Source organism: Polaribacter sp. R2A056_3_33, assembly GCF_019278485.1.
Lineage (GTDB): Bacteria > Bacteroidota > Bacteroidia > Flavobacteriales > Flavobacteriaceae > Polaribacter.
Genome location: NZ_CP058984.1, coordinates 3,225,077 through 3,242,737 on the forward strand (window position 1 = coordinate 3,225,077; position 17,661 = coordinate 3,242,737).

Sequence of the window (17,661 nt, forward strand, 5' to 3'; positions counted from 1 at the left end):
TATGGAAAAAGAAGTAATCTTAAAGGTAGAAAATTTATCTAAGCAATATCGTTTAGGAACAGTTGGTACAGGTACAATTAGTCATGATTTTAACCGGTTTTTAGCAAAAATAAGAGGTAAAGAAGACCCATATTTAAAAGTAGGAGAATCTAATAATAGGGCTACAAAAGGTGAATCTGAATATGTTTGGGCTTTAAAAGATATTAATTTTGAAGTTAAAAAAGGAGAAGTTCTAGGTATTATTGGTAAAAACGGTGCAGGGAAATCTACTCTTTTAAAGATTTTATCAAAAGTAACGGGCCCAACTACAGGTTCTATCAAATCTAAAGGAAGAATTGCTTCTTTATTAGAAGTTGGTACCGGTTTTCATCCAGAAATGACAGGGAGAGAAAATGTTTTTTTAAATGGTGCAATCTTAGGGATGACTAAAAAAGAAATCTCTGAAAAATTAGATGAAATTGTAGAGTTTTCTGGTTGTGAACGTTATATAGATACACCTGTAAAACGTTATTCTAGCGGAATGAAGGTTCGTTTGGCTTTTGCTGTAGCAGCTCATTTAGAACCAGATATTTTAATTGTAGATGAGGTTTTGGCTGTTGGAGATGCAGAGTTTCAAAAGAAAGCCATTGGTAAGATGCAAGATATTTCTAATAGTGATGGAAGAACAGTATTGTTTGTTAGTCATGATTTAGTTGCAATAAAAAGCCTTTGTTTTAGAGGTGTTTTATTAGAAGATGGTAAGGTTTCTTGTATAGGTGAAATAGAAGAAGTCCTCAACCAATATGAAAGTTTAAATTTGAAAAAAGTATTAAAAAATGATACCGCTTTTTTTGATTTTAAAAAACAATTTGGAATACAATCTATAAAAACCTTTAGCAATAATAAACAAACAAGAATTATAAAAGCTGGTTCTGAATTTAAAATAGAATTTACTTATAATGTAAAAGAAGATTATTTTGCTCCAGAATTAGGTATAGGAATTTGTAATAACAAGAGAGAGTCTATTATGAGGTTTAATAATCTACATGTAGGTTTTCCTCTTAAAATAACTAAAGGAACTAATATTGTAAATTTAATTATATCTAACTTTCCAATTTACAGAGAGGGGGAATATTACATAACAATTTACTTTGGAAGTTTATCTAATTTTGAAGCACTGGAAGATGCATTTTCTATAAAAGTTAAAGAAGATAATGTGTTTAATTCAAGTAGAATCTTGGAAAATAAACATAATTTAATTATCCATAAAGCAATAAGTTATTCACAACCTTAAAAAGTAAAACTCTAATTTAGTGCTATGTTTAATTATAGATTTAAATTTAATTAATGATTCCAAAAATAATACATTATTGTTGGTTTGGCGGAGCACCAAAACCAGATTTGGTAAAAGACTGTATTTCTTCTTGGAAAAAGTATTTACCAGATTACCAGTTTATGGAATGGAATGAAAAAAACACTAAATTTGAACATCGCTTTGTTAAAAGTGCTTATAAATTAAAAAAATGGGCATTTGTTTCTGATTATGTTAGGTTACAAAAAACATATGAATATGGAGGTATTTATTTAGATACAGATGTGTTGGTCGTAAAAAACTTTGATGAACTTTTAAAAAATAAAATGTTTGTTGGAATTGAAGATAAATTAACTATTAATGCAGCTATTTTTGGAGCAACTAAAAACCATCTATTTATTTCTAAAATTTTAGAAAAGTATAGTAATTTAAAAATTGGAGGATTTGTGAACTTATTTTCCATTGCCATTCCTAAAATAATCACTGAGACGTTTAAAAAAACATATAATTATAATGATCTTTTTTTATCTAAAATAGAAAAAGAAGATATTATCGTTTATCCTACCGATTATTTCTATCCATTACCGTCCAATAAGTCTTCAGAAAAAAATAATTATAAAAATTATTTAACGGCAAATAGTTATGCCGTGCATCTTTGGGATGCATCATGGGTAGATTTTAATGAGTTTGAATATATTAGGGCAAGAAAGTATAATAAAGGTTTTGTTGAGTTAGTGAAAAATGTAAATCACGAACAAAAAATAAATTATAAATATTTAAGAAAGATATTATCAGCTATAAAGGAATCCATTTTAAAACCTAAAAGCTTAAACTGTTAAATGATTTTAGGGATAATAATAAAGAGAGAATTGAGGAACATTCAGGAAAGAGTTTTAAAAAAAAACGCTCTAAATTTAAAATAAATAATTTATAAAATAAATATGAAGCTTGTAAATGTTGCTGGTGGTTTAGGTAATCAAATGTTTGATTATGCTCTTTGTCTGGCTTTTAGAAAACAAGGCAATAAAACTTTTGTATTTGTATCAGAGGATTATAATTCACATTCTTACGGTCATCAGGGATATGAATTGGAGAAGTTGTTTTCTATAAATAAATCTGAACATAAATCGTATGGGTATAAATGGTATATACAATTATTAATAAAAGTCTTAAAGAAATTTTCATCAAGACGTAGACTTAAAATATACAAAATACTTCAATTAGAGGTTATTACAGAACCTAAAAGTTTTTGTTTTTATAAAAAAGTATTTAATCAAAATAAATCATTAAATCAATTATATTTAGGTACATGGCAGAGTGAGAAATATTTCCTAAATGCAAAAAAAGAAGTTAGAGACTGCTTTAAGTTTAATAAAAACTTATTGTCTAAAGACACAAAATTACTTGCTATAGAAATGCAAGAGTGTAATAGTGTATTTGTCCATATTAGAAGAGGGGATTATCTAAGCGAAAAATACGTTACAGCGTTAGGTAATATTTGTAATTTGAGTTATTATGAGAAATCTATACAATATTTGTCGAAGAGTATTAACAATCCAAGGTTTTATTTTTTTTCAGATGATCAAGAATGGGTTAAAGAAAACTTAAATATTGAATCAGCTACTTACGTTCAGTTTAACTATGGAGATAATTCGTGGCAAGATATGTATTTAATGACTCAAGCTAAACACGGTATTATAGCTAATAGTACTTTTAGTTGGTGGGGAGCTTGGTTGATAGAAAATTCAAAAAAAATTATAATAGGACCAAAAAAATGGTGTAATGGTTCAGAGGATGATGATATAATTCCAAATGAATGGATTAAAATGTAATTTTTTTTGAACTAATAACTTTATTCAGCGTGCATATTTAAAAAATAATTATTTCTAAATTTTTAATAAACTTTACCAAGCTTAATTTATGCTTTTTAACTCCATCGAATTTTTAATCTTTTTGATTATTGTTTTTGTTTTGTATTGGTTTGTTTTTAAAAAAACGAAGCAACAAAATATCTTAATTTTATTAGCCAGTTATATTTTTTACGGTTGGTGGGATTGGCGATTTTTGTCCTTAATCTTTTTAAGTACTCTTGTCGATTTTTCGATAGGTAAATACTTAGAAATTACTGATGAAAAAAGAAAAAGAAAATGGGCATTAGGATTAAGTCTCTTTTTTAATTTAGGTATGTTAGGTTTCTTTAAATACTACAATTTTTTTATAGAAAACTTTGTTATTGGGTTTCAACAGTTAGGTATTCAAATGAATGTTTCTAGCTTACAGATTATTTTACCAGTTGGGATATCTTTTTATACATTTCAAACATTAAGTTATACGATAGATGTATATCAAAAAAAGTTAACGCCATCAAATAACTTTGTTTCTTTTGCTAGCTTTGTTTCTTTTTTTCCTCAATTAGTTGCAGGCCCAATTGAAAGAGCAACTAATTTACTACCTCAATTTCATAAAGAAAGAAAGTTTGATTATAATTATGCCGTTTCAGGTATGAAGTTAATTTTATGGGGGTTGGTTAAAAAAGTGGTTATTGCTGATAATTGTGCTGTTTATGTAAATCAGATTTTTGATAATTATCAAGAACAATCTGGACTAACATTAATTATTGGAGCAGTATTTTTTGCCTTTCAAATTTATGGGGATTTTAGTGGGTATTCAGATATAGCTATTGGTACAGCTAGATTATTTGGGTTCGATTTAATGCGGAATTTTAAATATCCATATTTTTCTAGAGATATTGCCGAGTTTTGGCGTAATTGGCATATTTCTTTAACCACTTGGTTTAGAGATTATGTGTATATTCCTTTAGGAGGTTCTAAAGGTTCTAAAACATTTCAGTTAAGAAACGTTTTTATAATCTTTTTGGTTAGTGGTTTTTGGCATGGTGCTAATTGGACATTTATTGCTTGGGGAATTATAAATGCGTTGTTATTTGTTCCTTTGTTATTAACTAATAGAAATAGAAAAAATATTGATGTCAATCATAAAAACACTTCCATAAAAGACATTTTAAGCATTATAGCAACCTTTTCAGTTACTTGTTTAGCATGGGTGTTTTTTAGAGCAGAAACAATAACAGAAGCGATACAGTATATTGGTAGCATATTTGATATTTCTAATTTTTTACCGTCAGTTATTCGTCAAAAAAGAATGTTTCCGGTATTGTTTATCTTTATTTTAATTGAATGGCTTTCTAGAAGAGATGAAATTGTAGTTGTTTTTAAAAACAAGTTTAGGTATGTGTTTTATATCTTGTTTATTTTTATGATTTTGTATTACTCATCAGATTCAAATAAAACTTCTTTTATTTATTTTCAATTTTAATATATGAGAAATTTTTTATTGAAATTAATAGCACTTTTATTGTTTTTAGGAATTATTTTTATAATTCTAGAATATCTTGTTTTTCAAAAAAATAGTAATCCATTTTCTTATAAATACAATTTATTTCAAGAAGAAAATGTTGAAGTTGTTGTTGCCGGAAATTCACATTTATTATTTGGTGTTAAAGCAGATAGTCTTTCTTTTAAGACCATCAATATAGCTAATAAAGGAAGGGAACTAGAAACTGATGTGGATATTTTGATGAAATATTTAGATCATATTGAATCATTAAAAGCTGTTATTATTCCGGTATCTTTTTATTCATTATTCACAGAGTTAAATAATTTCTCTAAGGATCATATTAAACAGAAAAGGTTGTATTACAGATTTTATAAATTAGAAAACTATAATCAAGGAATTTATAAAAATAGTTTATTGATAAACGAACCTTATAAAGAATTAATTGATAACAGTTTCTTAAACCCATTTACTAAAAAAAGCTACTTTTCTAAATTAGGTTGGAGAGCAAATAATGTGAGCTTTGAGGCTGACTCTCAGATAAAAAGCAAAATTAATAATTTAGAGCAATCAATTCATCATAAAAAAGTGATTTCTAAAAATATAAATCGTTTACAAGACTTAATTGATTTTTGTTCAGATAAAGAAATTCAATTATTTGTTGTATTACCTCCTTATTCCGAGTATTTTTACTCACTTACAAAAAGCAAGTATACAGGTATAATAAAAGGGATTTTAAAAGATAATTTTAAAGATTTAACTATTATAGAGTCAAATATGTTTATGCCAACAGACTTAGACTTTTATGAGAATTCAGATCATTTAAATGCTAAGGGAGCTACATTGTATACTAAGAAAATAGATAGTATTTTGAGAAAAAACATAAAATAAATTATTTTCAATGATAAAAGATTATGTAGTTTTAATGAGACCCAAGCATTGGATAAAAAATGTTTTGATATTTTTTCCAGCTTTTTTTTCAGGAAAAGTTCAAAGTTTAGAAAATATTTATATTTTAATATTTTTGTTTTTTTATTTTTCCTTAGCGGCAAGTGTTGTATATATCATTAATGATTTAAAAGATAAAGAAAGTGATCAATTACATCCAGAAAAAAAAGAAAGACCCTTGGCCAGTGGCGCTGTTTCTATAAAAGGCGCTTTTTTATTATTAGTTTTACTTTTAATGCTGTTAATTACGGGTTCTTTTTACTTAAAACCAATTACTGTTTTTGTTACCAGTTTATATTTAATTCTAAATTTGATGTATTCATTACATTTAAAAACAATTGCTGTTTTAGAATTATTTATTGTTGCTTTAGGGTTTGTAATACGTGTTATAGTAGGAGCAGAAGAAATAGATGTTATTCCTTCTAAGTGGATTGTGAGCCTCATTTTTTTCGGAGCACTATATATTATATTATCTAAACGAAGAGGTGAGATTTTAAATACTAAAGCTATAAAAACTAGAAAAGTTTTAAAGGAATATTCAGAAGAATATTTAACTTTTTCAATGGTTGTTATTTTGGCAGTCACCATTGTTTGTTATATGATGTATACCATCGATGTTTCGGTTGTTCAAAGGTTTTCTAATGAGCATCTATATATAACAACCATATTTGTAGCTTTAGGTATGTTAAGACATTTACAACAAACTTTAATTAAAAATAATACAGAATCACCTGTTAAATTCCTTTTTGAAGATAAATTTATTTTTATAATTATACTATGTTGGTTAACTACTTATTATTTTTTAATATATAAAATTTAATTTTAAAATGAAATCTAAATTTAAGACCTCATTATTAATAGAACGAAGTACAAGATTAAATTTTATTTTTATAAGTGGTGTTTTTACTATTTTAGGATTGTTTTTTATTTTTGGAGGGAAAGCTACAAATAATGTTTTTTATATTATTGGAATCTTTAGTTTAATAATTTCTAATTTTATTTTACAGATAAAAAAGGATTTTTTGATAATCAATGCAATAAATATAGTTTTTATATTATTTACAGTTTTTATTTCTTATCAATATATCGATCTTACTTTTGATGGACAAGCTTATCATCAAGAAATAATGATACAAATTTCTAATGGATGGAATCCAGTTTATGAATCGATTAAGATGTCAAACTCTCAGAGTTTATGGGTTAATCATTACCCTAGATCGTATGAGGTATTAGCTTCTTTTTTTTATAATATTACAAATTCTATTACTACAGCAAAATCAGTTAATATTCTTTTTTGTATACTTTCATTTTTTTATTCCTTTTTGTTTTTTAAAGAAAAATATAAAAAGAAAAAAGCTTTTATTATTGCTTTTATTATAGCTTGTAACCCAGTTGTATTAATTCAACTAACTACAAATTTAAATGATGGTTTTTTATATGCTACAACAATTATTTCTTTTTTTACTTACGTTTTAAGTAAAAAAAGAAAAACCTATTTAATAGATTTTTTATTAAGTTTAGTTTTATTAATAAATGTCAAATTTACAGGACTTATATTTGGAGTAGTACTTTGTTTATTGTTTTTATTACAGTTAATCTTTTTTGAAAAAGAAAATAAAATAATAATTTTAAAAAAGTTATTATTCTTAAGTTTATTAATAAGTCCTTTTTTGCTAACTCCTTATGGTAAGAACTTTATAGAAAAAGGACATTTTTTTTATCCTTTAATGGGAAAAGAAAAAGTAGATATAGCAACTTATTATATTCCAGATGTTTTAAAAGAAAAAAATAGATTTAACAAGTTAATTTATACAAATTTTGTTTCAATAGGAAATAGAAGTGATTCTCAACTAAAAATACCTTTTTCATTTACTTTTAATGAGTTACAAAAAATGAGAAATGGAGGGCCAAGACTTGGTAGTTTTGGTGTTTGGTGGGGAGGAATCTTAATTAGCTCTGTTTTGTATTATTTATTAGGAATTTTAAGAGTAAGAAAGCAATTTCAATTTTCTGAGTATGAATTTTTAATAGCTGTTATTTTTGGTTTAATGCTTCTAAATCAAGCGGGTTGGTGGCTTCGTTATACACCTTATTTTTGGCTAGTTCCATTGTTTTTATTTCTTTCTATCGATAGATATAAAAAGCAGACAAAAGGATTAGGTTTGTTATTTGTTTTGGTAGCAATTAATGCTTGTTTAACACTCGTAGTTTCTTTAGGCTTACGTTATAAAGATTCTATTACACTAAAGCATAAATTAATGGAATTATCTACATCAGGAAAAGAATATAAAGTTGATTTTGGGGCATACTTAGGCAATAAAGTTTTGTTTAATGAGTATAATATTATTTTTGAAGTAGTAGATGTTAAAACTCTAAAAAATCCAGAAAAATTTAATAATGAATTATGGATTGAAAAAAAATAAAATGAGAAGAACACTTTATCTATTCGATTTTGACGGCACAATAACGACTAAAGATTCTTTTGTTCATTTTGTGAAAAACAGTTTCTCTAATAAGGATATATTTTTGAAGTTATTTAGAAATTTTTTTAAAATATTTTTTTTGAGTTTAACTTGTAAAAAAAAATCTGAAGTGAAAGAGCTTTTGCTTTCAATTTTTTTAAAAAATAAAACTAAAGAAGAAATTGAGAAGATAGGAGTTGAATATTCAAGAAAAAATTTAGATAGTATAATTAGGCCGAAATTTTTAGAATTCTTAAGCGCTATTAATTCGGATAAAAGTGATGTTTTTATAGTATCGGCTTCACTAGATGTATGGTTGTCAGATTTTTCGAATCGTATGGGGGTTAATCTTTTGTGTACACAACTTGAGTATGAAAACAATGTGTTTACTGGTTTTTTTAAAGGGGAAAATTGTAAAGGTATTGAGAAGGTAAATCGTATAAGTAAAGTTGTTACTTTAACAAATTACGATGAAGTTTTTTCTTTTGGAGATAGTAAAGGAGATAAGGAAATGTTTGAATTATCTACTAAATACTATTACAAGCCTTTTAGAAAATAATTTTTATGAAAAAATTTATAATAAAAATGTCATCTTTAATAATAATATTATTATTAATATTTATTGTTTTTGAATATTTTATTTTTCCAATGAACAATAATCAGATGACAATAAAATATAAATTATTAAATAATATAGAAGATGTAGAAGTGATTATTTTAGGGAATTCACACACTTTTTTTGGAATTAACCCAGATGAATCTTCTTTTAAAATGATTAATATAGCAAATAAAGGAAGAAAGATAGAGACTGATTACTATCTTTTAAAAGAGAATTTAAGTAAGTTACAAAATGTTAAATACGTAATTATACCTATTTCTCATTACACATTGCTATCCGGAAGTCTGTCTTCTCAAGAAAAGAGATTATACTATAGATATTTTAATTTGAAAAAATATAATCAAAATTTTTATGATAATTTATTGTTATTAAATAATCCTTTTAAAGAATTGGTAGACAATTTGTTCTTAGGGTCTAAGAAAAATAATAATCTTTCTATTTCTAAAAAGGGGTGGAGGGCAAATAAAAATAGTTATAACAATAATCTAGTTGAGACTAAAGAGAGAATAAAAGCGATGGAAGGTAGATATTTAGATAGTGTTAATCATATTGATTTTAATTTATCATTTGTAAAAAAAATAGACGAATTAACTAAAGACCATAATTTTAAAGTGATTTTTGTAGTTCCTCCTTACCACCCAGATTATTATAAGTTTTCAAATACAAGTTACCATAAGTTTATTGAAAAAAAGGTTGATTCAATTATTAAATATAATAGCTATATTTTAAAGGCAAAAAAAATTAATATAAAACAAAATAAATATTTTGAAAATTCAGATCATTTAAACGTAAAAGGAGCAAAGTTATTTACCAAAAAATTAGATAGTATTTTAAAACTTAGTTTATGAAAATCCTTTTCGTTTGTCTTCAATATATCCATGCAGCTAGGTGGATCAATCAATTAAAAGATACAGAACATGAAATTTATGTTTTCGATTGCTTAGATAGACCTATTCATAAAGATTTATTGTGGACGAATAATATTACGGGTTGGAGTAAAAGAAAAGTACCTTATTTAAAAGGTGAATATTTTCTTGAAAAAAAAATGCCAAGTGTTTTTAATAAAATAGAACCGTATTTAAAAGTAACAGCTTCAGAAAAACTAGAGGCATTGATTAAAGAACTCAAACCAGATTTGGTACATTCTTTAGAGATGCAATCACAAACATATCCTTTGTTAAAAGTTAGAAAAAAAATCCATTTTAAATGGGCTTATTTTTCTTGGGGAAGTGACTTGTATTTATATCAAAATGAAAAAAAACATCAACAAAAGATAAAGCAAGTTCTTTTTAATTTGAATTATTTATTTGTTGATAATCATAGAGATATTGATATCGCTAAAAAGTTAGGGTTTATAAATGAAGTTGCAGGTGTTTTTCCTGGAGGAGGAGGTTATCAATTAGAAAAAATAAAAGAAAGTGTTACTCAAATAAAAAAAGAAAATTTAATCATAATTAAAGGATATCATCATTGGGCAGGTAGAGCTTTAGTGGTTTTAAAAGCATTAGATTTTATAAAGAAAGATTTAGTAAATTATAAGATTTTAGTATATTCTGCTCATGATAATGTTCTCGATAAGATTACAGAAATGAACAGTAACGGATGGAATATAGAATATATTAGTCGGAAAAAAGAAGTAAGTCAGACTGAATTATTAACGTTATTTGCAAAAGCTAAAATAGCAATTGGAAATAATATTTCAGACGGCATACCAAACACACTTTTAGAAGCTATTATTTTAGGTGCTTTTCCAATACAATCTAATCCTGGAGGTGTTTCTGAAGATTATATAAAAGATGGTGAAAATGGATTTTTAATTCAAAACCCAGAAGATGCTATTGAAATTTCTAAGTTAATATCTAAGGTATTAAATAATGAAGAATTATTAGATAGTGCATTTTTATTAAATCAAGAAATTGCTACTAAATTAGAGTATAATGTAATTAGAAAAAAGGTTTTAGATGCCTATTCTAAAATTGAGAATAAACTTTAACAGTATAACATGAGCTTAAAAACAGTTTTATTTGTTGTAAATAATAGTAAAATAGATTTAAACTCCAGTGGTGGAGCTTCTGTGTACTATAGTCATGTAGATTTACTACATGCTTTAGGTTATAGAATTATATTATTAGCGACACAATGGAATGATGTAAGTGTTTTTAATGATGAAGATTATAATGATGTTAGAGATAAAATAGATACAATTGTATCTTACTCTGTTGTAAAAAAGAAACCAAATAAAGGATTAAAACGATTAGGAGAAGCTGTTTTTAATCCTACAAAATTCGAATATTATTTTATCAATAATGAAAATAAATTTTTTTTTGAGGACATTATTTTAAAACATAAAATCGATTTTGTTTGGGCGGAATGGAGATGGAATGCAATTATGATTGCTGCTTTTAATTTAAAAACACCAAGTATTTATAGTCATCATGATTGGGAATATAAATTAGCAAAACTAAGAAGTCCTAATCAGAATTTAAAGAAACGTTTTCATACGTATCAAAAGAAACGAGTTGAAATCAACTTAATTAAAAGTGTATCTGGTGTAGTTTCTGGTTCTTATACAGAAACAAATGAAGTTTTAGAACATCAAAAAAATGCACTTTATTTACCAACAACTTATATAAATATAGAATCAGATATAAAACCAAGTAAATTTCCTAGAATAGTACATTTAGGAGGTATGGGAACAACAGCAAACAGAATCGGTTTAGAAAGGTTTATTACTGTTTGTTGGGATATTATAAAGGCAGAAATCCCTAATGTGGAATTGGTGGTTATTGGAAAATTAAAAGGAGCCTCTAAAAATCTATTGGACATTATTAATTCAGACAGTCAAATTGTTTCATTGGGTTTTGTTAAAGAATTAGATGCTGTTCTTTTGCCTGGAGATTTTCATATTATTCCTTGGGAATTTAATACAGGAACAAGAACAAGGGTTCCGGTAGTTTTTAACTACAAGCAAGTTTTAGTTTCAACAAAAGCAGCGGTAGAATGTTACCCAGAAGTTACAGTAGAAAATGCTGTTTTATGTGATGATTTATTAGATATGAGCACAAAGATTGTTGCCTTATATAAAAGTAGTGATAAGGGTAGTGAAATAGCTATTGAAGGTAAAAAGTTATTTAAAAATCACTTTACAGCACTATCACAAAAAGAAAATTTAAAAACGTTTTTAGACAAACTATAATGAAAGAGACATTTATAATTGCAGAAATTGCACAAGCACATGATGGAAGTTTAGGTTTAGCACATTCTTATATAGATGCTGTAGCTAAAACAGGTTGTAATGCTATAAAATTTCAGACCCATATTGCAGAAGCAGAAAGTAGTTTAGAAGAGCCTTTTCGTGTAAATTTTTCTTTTGAAGATAAAACGCGTTATGATTATTGGAAAAGAATGGAATTTACTTTAGAACAGTGGAAAGAAATAAAAGCCCATTGTGATAAAGTTAGTTTAGAATTTATCAGTTCTCCGTTTAGTAATACTGCGGTAGATTTGTTAGAAGAAGTGGGCGTAAAGCGTTATAAGATAGGTTCTGGAGAGGTTAATAACTTTGTTTTATTAGAGAAAATTATTCAGACAGGTAAGCCTATCATAATTTCTTCTGGAATGAGTTCTTTTGAAGAGTTAGACAAAACCGTTGCATTCTTAAAAAATAGAAATGCTAATTATTCTATTTTACAATGTACAACTGCTTACCCAACAAAACCATCGCAATTTGGTTTTAATGTACTTAAAGAATTAAAAGAAAGATACAATGTTGTTGTTGGTTTTTCTGATCATTCCTCTTCAATTGAAGCAAGTATTGCAGCGGTTGCTTTAGGTGCAGATATTTTAGAATTTCATGTTGTTTTTAATAATGAAATGTTTGGGCCAGATGCCAAAGCTTCTTTAAACTTTAAGGAAACTAAAAAGTTAGTAAAAGCAGTAAGAAATATCAAAAAGGCTTTAAATAATCCTATCGATAAAAACGATAATTCTAATTTTAAAGAATTAAAACAGATTTTCGAAAAATCTTTGGCAATTAATAAAGATTTAACTGAAGGACACGTTATAAAATTTTCAGATCTTGAAGCAAAAAAACCAAAGGGATTTGGTATTTTAGCCAGCGATTATCAACGTATAATTGGTAAAGAGTTAAACAAAGATCTAAATAAATGGGACTTTTTAACTTTTAACGATTTAAAAGAATAATATGTTAAAGAGAAAAATTTGTGTTGTTGTAACTGCAAGACCATCTTACAGTAGAATTAAAACAGCACTTACAGCTATAAAAAATCATCCTAAATTAGAATTACAATTAGTTATTGCAGGTTCTGCTTTGTTAGGTAGATATGGTAATGCCGTAGATTTTATTGAAAAAGATGGTTTTCATATTGATGAAAAAGTGTTTATGGTTTTAGAGGGAGAAAACCCTACGGCCATGGCTAAAACTACTGGTTTAGGTGTCATGGAATTGGCAACGGTTTTCTATAATTTAAAACCAGATGCTGTAATTACTATTGCAGATCGGTTTGAAACGATTGCAACTTCTATTGCGGCTGCTTATCAAAATATACCTTTAGTACACATACAAGGAGGAGAGGTAACAGGTAATATCGATGAAAAGGTGAGACATGCAAATACCAAGTTAGCAGATATTCATTTGGTAGCATCAGAAGATGCAAAAAAGCGTGTCATAAAGTTAGGCGAAAGTCCAGATTATGTAATAAATACCGGTTGTCCATCTATAGATTTAGCAAAAGAAATTAAAGAAAAACCTTTATTAGATTTTAATCCAATAGAGAAATACGGAGGAGTAGGTACTTCTTTAGAATGGAAAGAAAAAGGATATATTGTTGTAATGCAACATCCGGTTACAACGGAATATAAGGCAGCAAAATCTGATGTTTTAAAAACATTACATGCCGTTGCAGAATTAGATATTCCTACTTTTTGGTTTTGGCCAAATGTAGATGCTGGTTCAGACGGAACATCAAGCGGAATTAGACAATTTAGAGAAATAAATAAACCTCAAAACATTCATTTCTTTAAAAACATGGAACCTCATGATTTTTTAAGATTGTTAGTAAATTCTAAATGTTTAATAGGGAATTCTAGTGTTGGTATTAGAGAATGTTCTTATTTAGGAGTTCCTGTTGTTAACTTAGGAAGTCGTCAAAATAGAAGAGAAAGAGGAGATAATGTATTGGATGTTGCTTATGAAAAAGACACTATAAAAGACGCTATATTAGTCCAAATTAATAATAAAAATATTACTTCTTCGGCAATTTATGGCGATGGTAATTCAGGAGAAAAAATAGCAGACGTTTTAGCAGAGATCCCTTTATTATTTCATAAAACAATTACGTATTAATGAGAATTCTTGGTTTAATACCTGCAAGAGGCGGATCTAAAGGAGTTCCTGGTAAAAATATAAAATTACTAGGAAAAAAACCTTTACTGCAATATACATCAGAAATCGCTTTGGCTTCTAAATATTTATCTAAAGTAGTTTTAAGTTCTGATGATGATGCTATTATAGCTATTGCAAAAGAATTAGGTGTTGAAGTACCTTTTAAAAGACCCTCAAACTTAGCTGAAGATGCATCACCTACTTTACCAGTAATAAAGCATGCACTGCAGTTTTATAAAGATAAAGGAGAACATTTTGATGCTGTATGTTTATTACAAGTAACAAGCCCTTTTAGAACATTAGAGTTCTTAGATGAAGCGATTAACAAATTTGTAAAAAAAGGAACAGATTCATTAGTATCAGTGCAAGAAGTACCACATGAATACAACCCTCATTGGACATTTAAAATGAATGATGAAGGGAATTTAAAAATTACTACAGGAGAAAAAAACATTATTTCTAGAAGACAAGAATTACCAATAACATATCATAGAGATGGAAGTGTTTATTTAACAAAAACGAACGTTATTGAAGAGCATAATTCTTTATTCGGCGATAGTATGGCTTTTATGGTTACTCCTAAAGAAGATTATGTAAATATAGATACTTTAAAAGATTGGGAAAAAGCAGAAAGTATATTAAAAAATAAATAGTTAAAGTATGAATGTAGTCATAAAAAAAGCAATTAATACGCATGTAACTATTTCTAAAAATAAGTTTAAATACACCTTTTTTAAACCCAAAAAAGATTTAAAAGGGAGTAAGCATTTAAGTTGTAAAACAGGTGGTTTTGTTTTTTTATTAATTTCTTCGGATAATAAAAAAAAGCAATTTAAAAAGTTTATCTCAAATGTTATTTCTAGTAAAGGAAAAGTATTAAAATCGAATCTTTCAAATTTAGATGGAATTTTTCAGGTTTTTGTACATGACAAAAAAAACAAGAAGACTGAAGTGTTTTCTGATGCTTTAGGTATTGGTGCTTTTTACTATTTAAAAAAGGATGCTTCTTTTGTGTTTTTTGAAAATTACTATAAGATAGAAAAACTAGAACAAGAGTTAACGATAGCTCCTTTAGGTTTGTTTTCTCAACTTACTTTTGGCTATAGAGTAGACCCTTTTCCAGAATTATATAAAGAATTAAAAAAAGTAAAAGCAGCTATTAAATATACTATAAAAGGTAATGAAATAGTTGAGGATAAATTTACTTTTTTAGAAAGTAAACCTAACTTAAATAAAGCAATTAAAGCTTTTGCAAAAGAGTCTAATAAATTTAAAAACGTTACTGTTGGTATAACAGCAGGTAGAGATTGTTTAACAATTTTAAGTACTTTAAAAGATAAAAATAATATAGAGCTTTGTAATTTTGGAAGTGAAGATGCTGCAGATGTGAAGCAAGGAAAAATTATAAGTAAAAAACTAAATCTTCCATTTAAAAATTTTGATAATGTAAGTGAAGTTAATTTTTTAAATTTTGCGAATAGCATCTCAAATATTTCAGGAGGTTTATCTACTTTATCATATGTAGATATGGTTAGTTTTGCATCTAACATTCCAGATAACAGCAATTACCTTATGGGAGAAGCTGGTGCTTGTGTACGTCTTTTGTTAGATCATAACTTATCTAATAAAGAACAGTTTGATGAATATTTAACTCCAGATATTTTTGTAAACAAAGTTATAAATGATAAGCATAAAAAGTTGTTTTCTACACAAAGAAGCGAGCTTTTAGGTTTATTAGAAGATACGTATTGTAAGGATGAAAATAGTGCTATTTCTATTAACTTTTACAGGCAAGCAAGAATGCCTGGTAATTTTGGAAATAGACATAAAATACTTAATGTTTATGCAGATAAAACATCACCTTTTTTGGCTTATAACTTTATGAAACATAGTTATGGACTGGAGAAAAGTAATTTTATAGATGATAATTTACATCATCAAATAATTTTAAAGTCTAACAATTCCTTAGAAAAATATTTTAAATTTCCATTAGAAAAAACAGATACTACGGTACAAGATTGGAATCATAGGTTTACAACCTATATTGGTGCTATTTATATTAAAATCATTGAAGAAAACTTTGATGTTTTAAAAGAATTTTTAGACAAAGAAGCTACTATAGAATTGTGTAAAGAACAGATTAAAGACCCAGGAAGGGGAATTTATTTTTTACATAGATTAATCTCTCTATTATTATTTTTAAGCAATTTTAAAAATAAAGCGAGCAATGTCAATTAAAAAGAAAAAAGTAGTAATTGTTTTTGTAAATAAGTCTAATTATGAGAATTATGAAAACTCGGGTGTTTTAAAATCATTACATGACAAATACGATTTAAAGATTTGGTATGATGGAGAAACTCGTTTTCCTTCAATTCAATTACCTTCTTTAGATTTTAATGGTAAAATTGAATATTTAAAGTATTTAAAAGAAAAAGCGAGTTTAAAGTATTCCGATAAAACGAAGAAACAACGTACACATACTTATTATAGGCGATTTAAAAGAGTACAAGGTTTTAAAAATATATTAAAATTTAAAAGCATTCTTTTATTTTCTAATTTTTTTAAATCAGATAAAGGAATTTCATTTTTAGAAAATAAACTGAATAGTTATGTGGAAAAAACACGTTTTTTTAAAGAAGCTACTAAAATTTTAAAAGAAGAAAATCCAGATATTTTATTAATAACGCATCAATCTACGAGCATAACTTTAGGTATTTCATTAGCAGCAAACAAGATAGAATTACCGGTATTAAGTTCTATTCATTCTTGGGATAATATTGTTAAAGGTAACAAACTAGTAAATGCAGATTATTATGCAGTTTGGAGTGATTACATGAAAAATGAATTGTTAGATTATTATCCTAATGTAAAAGTAGATACTATTTTTACAACTGGTACACCTCAATTTCATGATTATAATTCTAATCAGAAGTTAATACACAAAGAAGATTTTTTCAATGAATTTAAAATTCCAAAAGCTAAATTTTATATTTGTTTTTCGGCAAACTTTAAAGCTATTGGGCAAGATGAACCTCAATATTTAGAAGATTTAATTGTAGAAGTAAAAAAATACAATTCTATAAATGAAGAGAATATTCATATAATATTTAGACCTCACCCAACTGAAGGTTCTAATCGATTTGATGCTTTATTAAAAGAAAAGCCTAAAGATGTTACTAGAGTGATACATCAAAAAGAGTCTAAATTTAATGCTTCTCAAGTTTTATTTTCTACATTATATTATACAGATGCTATGGTTAATGTTGGCTCTACCATGGGGTTAGATGCAACTTTATTAGGTAAACTTGCTTTTTATTTAGATTATACGGTTAAAAATAGTTCTCCTTTATTTTCTATTGATGAAATTTATAAATTGGTTCATTTTAAAAGTTTAAAAGAATATAATAACGCAATTTATCATCTTAAAAGTAAGAATGACTTTACGGAAATTTTTAAAAGAATATCCGCAGAAAATAAAACAGCAATCGTAAAACAACAAAAATGGGCAGAAACTATTGTGAAGCATCCAATAGAAGGTTTTGCTACTAATTATATGAATGTATTAAATGAAATAATTTAAAAT

At 26.6% G+C, this 17,661-nt stretch carries 16 protein-coding genes; all 16 read left to right on the forward strand.

The window, feature by feature from the left end:
• Position 1: 1 nt before the first annotated feature.
• The 16 genes from H0I29_RS13580 to H0I29_RS13655 all read left to right on the forward strand — a co-directional run bounded on the left by H0I29_RS13580 (position 2) and on the right by H0I29_RS13655 (position 17,658).
• Complete coding sequence (locus tag H0I29_RS13580) at positions 2 to 1,273, forward strand: ABC transporter ATP-binding protein (protein ID WP_218733231.1); 1,272 nt, start codon at positions 2 to 4, stop codon at positions 1,271 to 1,273.
• Positions 1,274 to 1,326: 53 nt separating this feature from the next.
• On the forward strand, positions 1,327 to 2,130 hold the full coding sequence (locus H0I29_RS13585; protein WP_218752771.1) for a glycosyltransferase: 804 nt from the start codon (positions 1,327 to 1,329) through the stop codon (positions 2,128 to 2,130).
• A 102-nt stretch (positions 2,131 to 2,232) separates the two neighbouring features.
• On the forward strand, positions 2,233 to 3,123 hold the full coding sequence (locus H0I29_RS13590) for an alpha-1,2-fucosyltransferase (protein WP_218752772.1): 891 nt from the start codon (positions 2,233 to 2,235) through the stop codon (positions 3,121 to 3,123).
• An 88-nt stretch (positions 3,124 to 3,211) separates the two neighbouring features.
• The gene (locus H0I29_RS13595) at positions 3,212 to 4,627 is read left to right on the forward strand and encodes an MBOAT family protein (protein ID WP_218752773.1); all 1,416 of its coding nucleotides are present in this window, start codon (positions 3,212 to 3,214) and stop codon (positions 4,625 to 4,627) included.
• Positions 4,628 to 4,630: 3 nt separating this feature from the next.
• Entirely contained in the window at positions 4,631 to 5,536 is a 906-nt protein-coding gene (locus tag H0I29_RS13600) for a hypothetical protein (protein ID WP_218752774.1), read from the forward strand.
• Between the two features lie 10 nt (positions 5,537 to 5,546).
• Positions 5,547 to 6,413: a UbiA prenyltransferase family protein gene (locus H0I29_RS13605; RefSeq protein WP_218752775.1), complete on the forward strand. Its 867-nt coding sequence runs from the start codon at positions 5,547 to 5,549 to the stop codon at positions 6,411 to 6,413.
• A 7-nt stretch (positions 6,414 to 6,420) separates the two neighbouring features.
• Positions 6,421 to 8,016: a glycosyltransferase family 39 protein gene (locus tag H0I29_RS13610; RefSeq protein ID WP_218752776.1), complete on the forward strand. Its 1,596-nt coding sequence runs from the start codon at positions 6,421 to 6,423 to the stop codon at positions 8,014 to 8,016.
• Between the two features lies 1 nt (position 8,017).
• A complete protein-coding gene (locus H0I29_RS13615; protein ID WP_218752777.1) occupies positions 8,018 to 8,614 on the forward strand; it encodes an HAD-IB family hydrolase in 597 nt (198 codons plus the stop codon).
• A 5-nt stretch (positions 8,615 to 8,619) separates the two neighbouring features.
• Positions 8,620 to 9,522, forward strand: coding sequence for a hypothetical protein (locus tag H0I29_RS13620; RefSeq protein ID WP_218752778.1), 903 nt, complete (start codon positions 8,620 to 8,622; stop codon positions 9,520 to 9,522).
• Positions 9,519 to 10,667, forward strand: coding sequence for a glycosyltransferase (locus H0I29_RS13625; protein ID WP_218752779.1), 1,149 nt, complete (start codon positions 9,519 to 9,521; stop codon positions 10,665 to 10,667). Before H0I29_RS13620 ends, H0I29_RS13625 begins: the two co-directional genes overlap by 4 nt.
• Before the next feature lie 9 nt (positions 10,668 to 10,676).
• Positions 10,677 to 11,870, forward strand: a complete 1,194-nt coding sequence (locus H0I29_RS13630) for a glycosyltransferase (protein WP_218752780.1) — start codon at positions 10,677 to 10,679, stop codon at positions 11,868 to 11,870.
• Positions 11,870 to 12,877 carry an N-acetylneuraminate synthase family protein gene (locus H0I29_RS13635; RefSeq protein ID WP_218752782.1) on the forward strand — a complete coding sequence of 336 codons (1,008 nt, stop codon included), beginning with the start codon at positions 11,870 to 11,872 and terminating at the stop codon, positions 12,875 to 12,877. The genes H0I29_RS13630 and H0I29_RS13635 overlap by 1 nt, the downstream gene beginning before the upstream one ends.
• Before the next feature lies 1 nt (position 12,878).
• Positions 12,879 to 14,039, forward strand: a complete 1,161-nt coding sequence (neuC, locus tag H0I29_RS13640) for a UDP-N-acetylglucosamine 2-epimerase (RefSeq protein ID WP_218752784.1) — start codon at positions 12,879 to 12,881, stop codon at positions 14,037 to 14,039.
• Entirely contained in the window at positions 14,039 to 14,731 is a 693-nt protein-coding gene (locus tag H0I29_RS13645; protein WP_218752786.1) for an acylneuraminate cytidylyltransferase family protein, read from the forward strand. Before neuC ends, H0I29_RS13645 begins: the two co-directional genes overlap by 1 nt.
• 7 nt (positions 14,732 to 14,738) lie before the next feature.
• Complete coding sequence (locus H0I29_RS13650; protein WP_218752788.1) at positions 14,739 to 16,316, forward strand: hypothetical protein; 1,578 nt, start codon at positions 14,739 to 14,741, stop codon at positions 16,314 to 16,316.
• Entirely contained in the window at positions 16,306 to 17,658 is a 1,353-nt protein-coding gene (locus tag H0I29_RS13655) for a glycosyltransferase (RefSeq protein WP_218752790.1), read from the forward strand. The genes H0I29_RS13650 and H0I29_RS13655 overlap by 11 nt, the downstream gene beginning before the upstream one ends.
• Positions 17,659 to 17,661: the final 3 nt, after the last annotated feature.

Bases quoted from the DNA above. Each gene is read 5' to 3' on its own strand.
- H0I29_RS13610 (WP_218752776.1), top strand. From the start codon at position 6,421: ATGAAATCTAAATTTAAGACCTCATTATTAATAGAACGAAGTACAAGA.
- H0I29_RS13635 (WP_218752782.1), top strand. From the start codon at position 11,870: ATGAAAGAGACATTTATAATTGCAGAAATTGCACAAGCACATGATGGA.
- H0I29_RS13615 (WP_218752777.1), top strand. From the start codon at position 8,018: ATGAGAAGAACACTTTATCTATTCGATTTTGACGGCACAATAACGACT.
- H0I29_RS13580 (WP_218733231.1), top strand. From the start codon at position 2: ATGGAAAAAGAAGTAATCTTAAAGGTAGAAAATTTATCTAAGCAATAT.
- H0I29_RS13645 (WP_218752786.1), top strand. From the start codon at position 14,039: ATGAGAATTCTTGGTTTAATACCTGCAAGAGGCGGATCTAAAGGAGTT.
- H0I29_RS13590 (WP_218752772.1), top strand. From the start codon at position 2,233: ATGAAGCTTGTAAATGTTGCTGGTGGTTTAGGTAATCAAATGTTTGAT.
- H0I29_RS13625 (WP_218752779.1), top strand. From the start codon at position 9,519: ATGAAAATCCTTTTCGTTTGTCTTCAATATATCCATGCAGCTAGGTGG.
- H0I29_RS13585 (WP_218752771.1), top strand. From the start codon at position 1,327: ATGATTCCAAAAATAATACATTATTGTTGGTTTGGCGGAGCACCAAAA.
- H0I29_RS13620 (WP_218752778.1), top strand. From the start codon at position 8,620: ATGAAAAAATTTATAATAAAAATGTCATCTTTAATAATAATATTATTA.
- H0I29_RS13605 (WP_218752775.1), top strand. From the start codon at position 5,547: ATGATAAAAGATTATGTAGTTTTAATGAGACCCAAGCATTGGATAAAA.
- H0I29_RS13630 (WP_218752780.1), top strand. From the start codon at position 10,677: ATGAGCTTAAAAACAGTTTTATTTGTTGTAAATAATAGTAAAATAGAT.
- H0I29_RS13600 (WP_218752774.1), top strand. From the start codon at position 4,631: ATGAGAAATTTTTTATTGAAATTAATAGCACTTTTATTGTTTTTAGGA.
- H0I29_RS13655 (WP_218752790.1), top strand. From the start codon at position 16,306: ATGTCAATTAAAAAGAAAAAAGTAGTAATTGTTTTTGTAAATAAGTCT.
- H0I29_RS13595 (WP_218752773.1), top strand. From the start codon at position 3,212: ATGCTTTTTAACTCCATCGAATTTTTAATCTTTTTGATTATTGTTTTT.
- H0I29_RS13650 (WP_218752788.1), top strand. From the start codon at position 14,739: ATGAATGTAGTCATAAAAAAAGCAATTAATACGCATGTAACTATTTCT.
- neuC (WP_218752784.1), top strand. From the start codon at position 12,879: ATGTTAAAGAGAAAAATTTGTGTTGTTGTAACTGCAAGACCATCTTAC.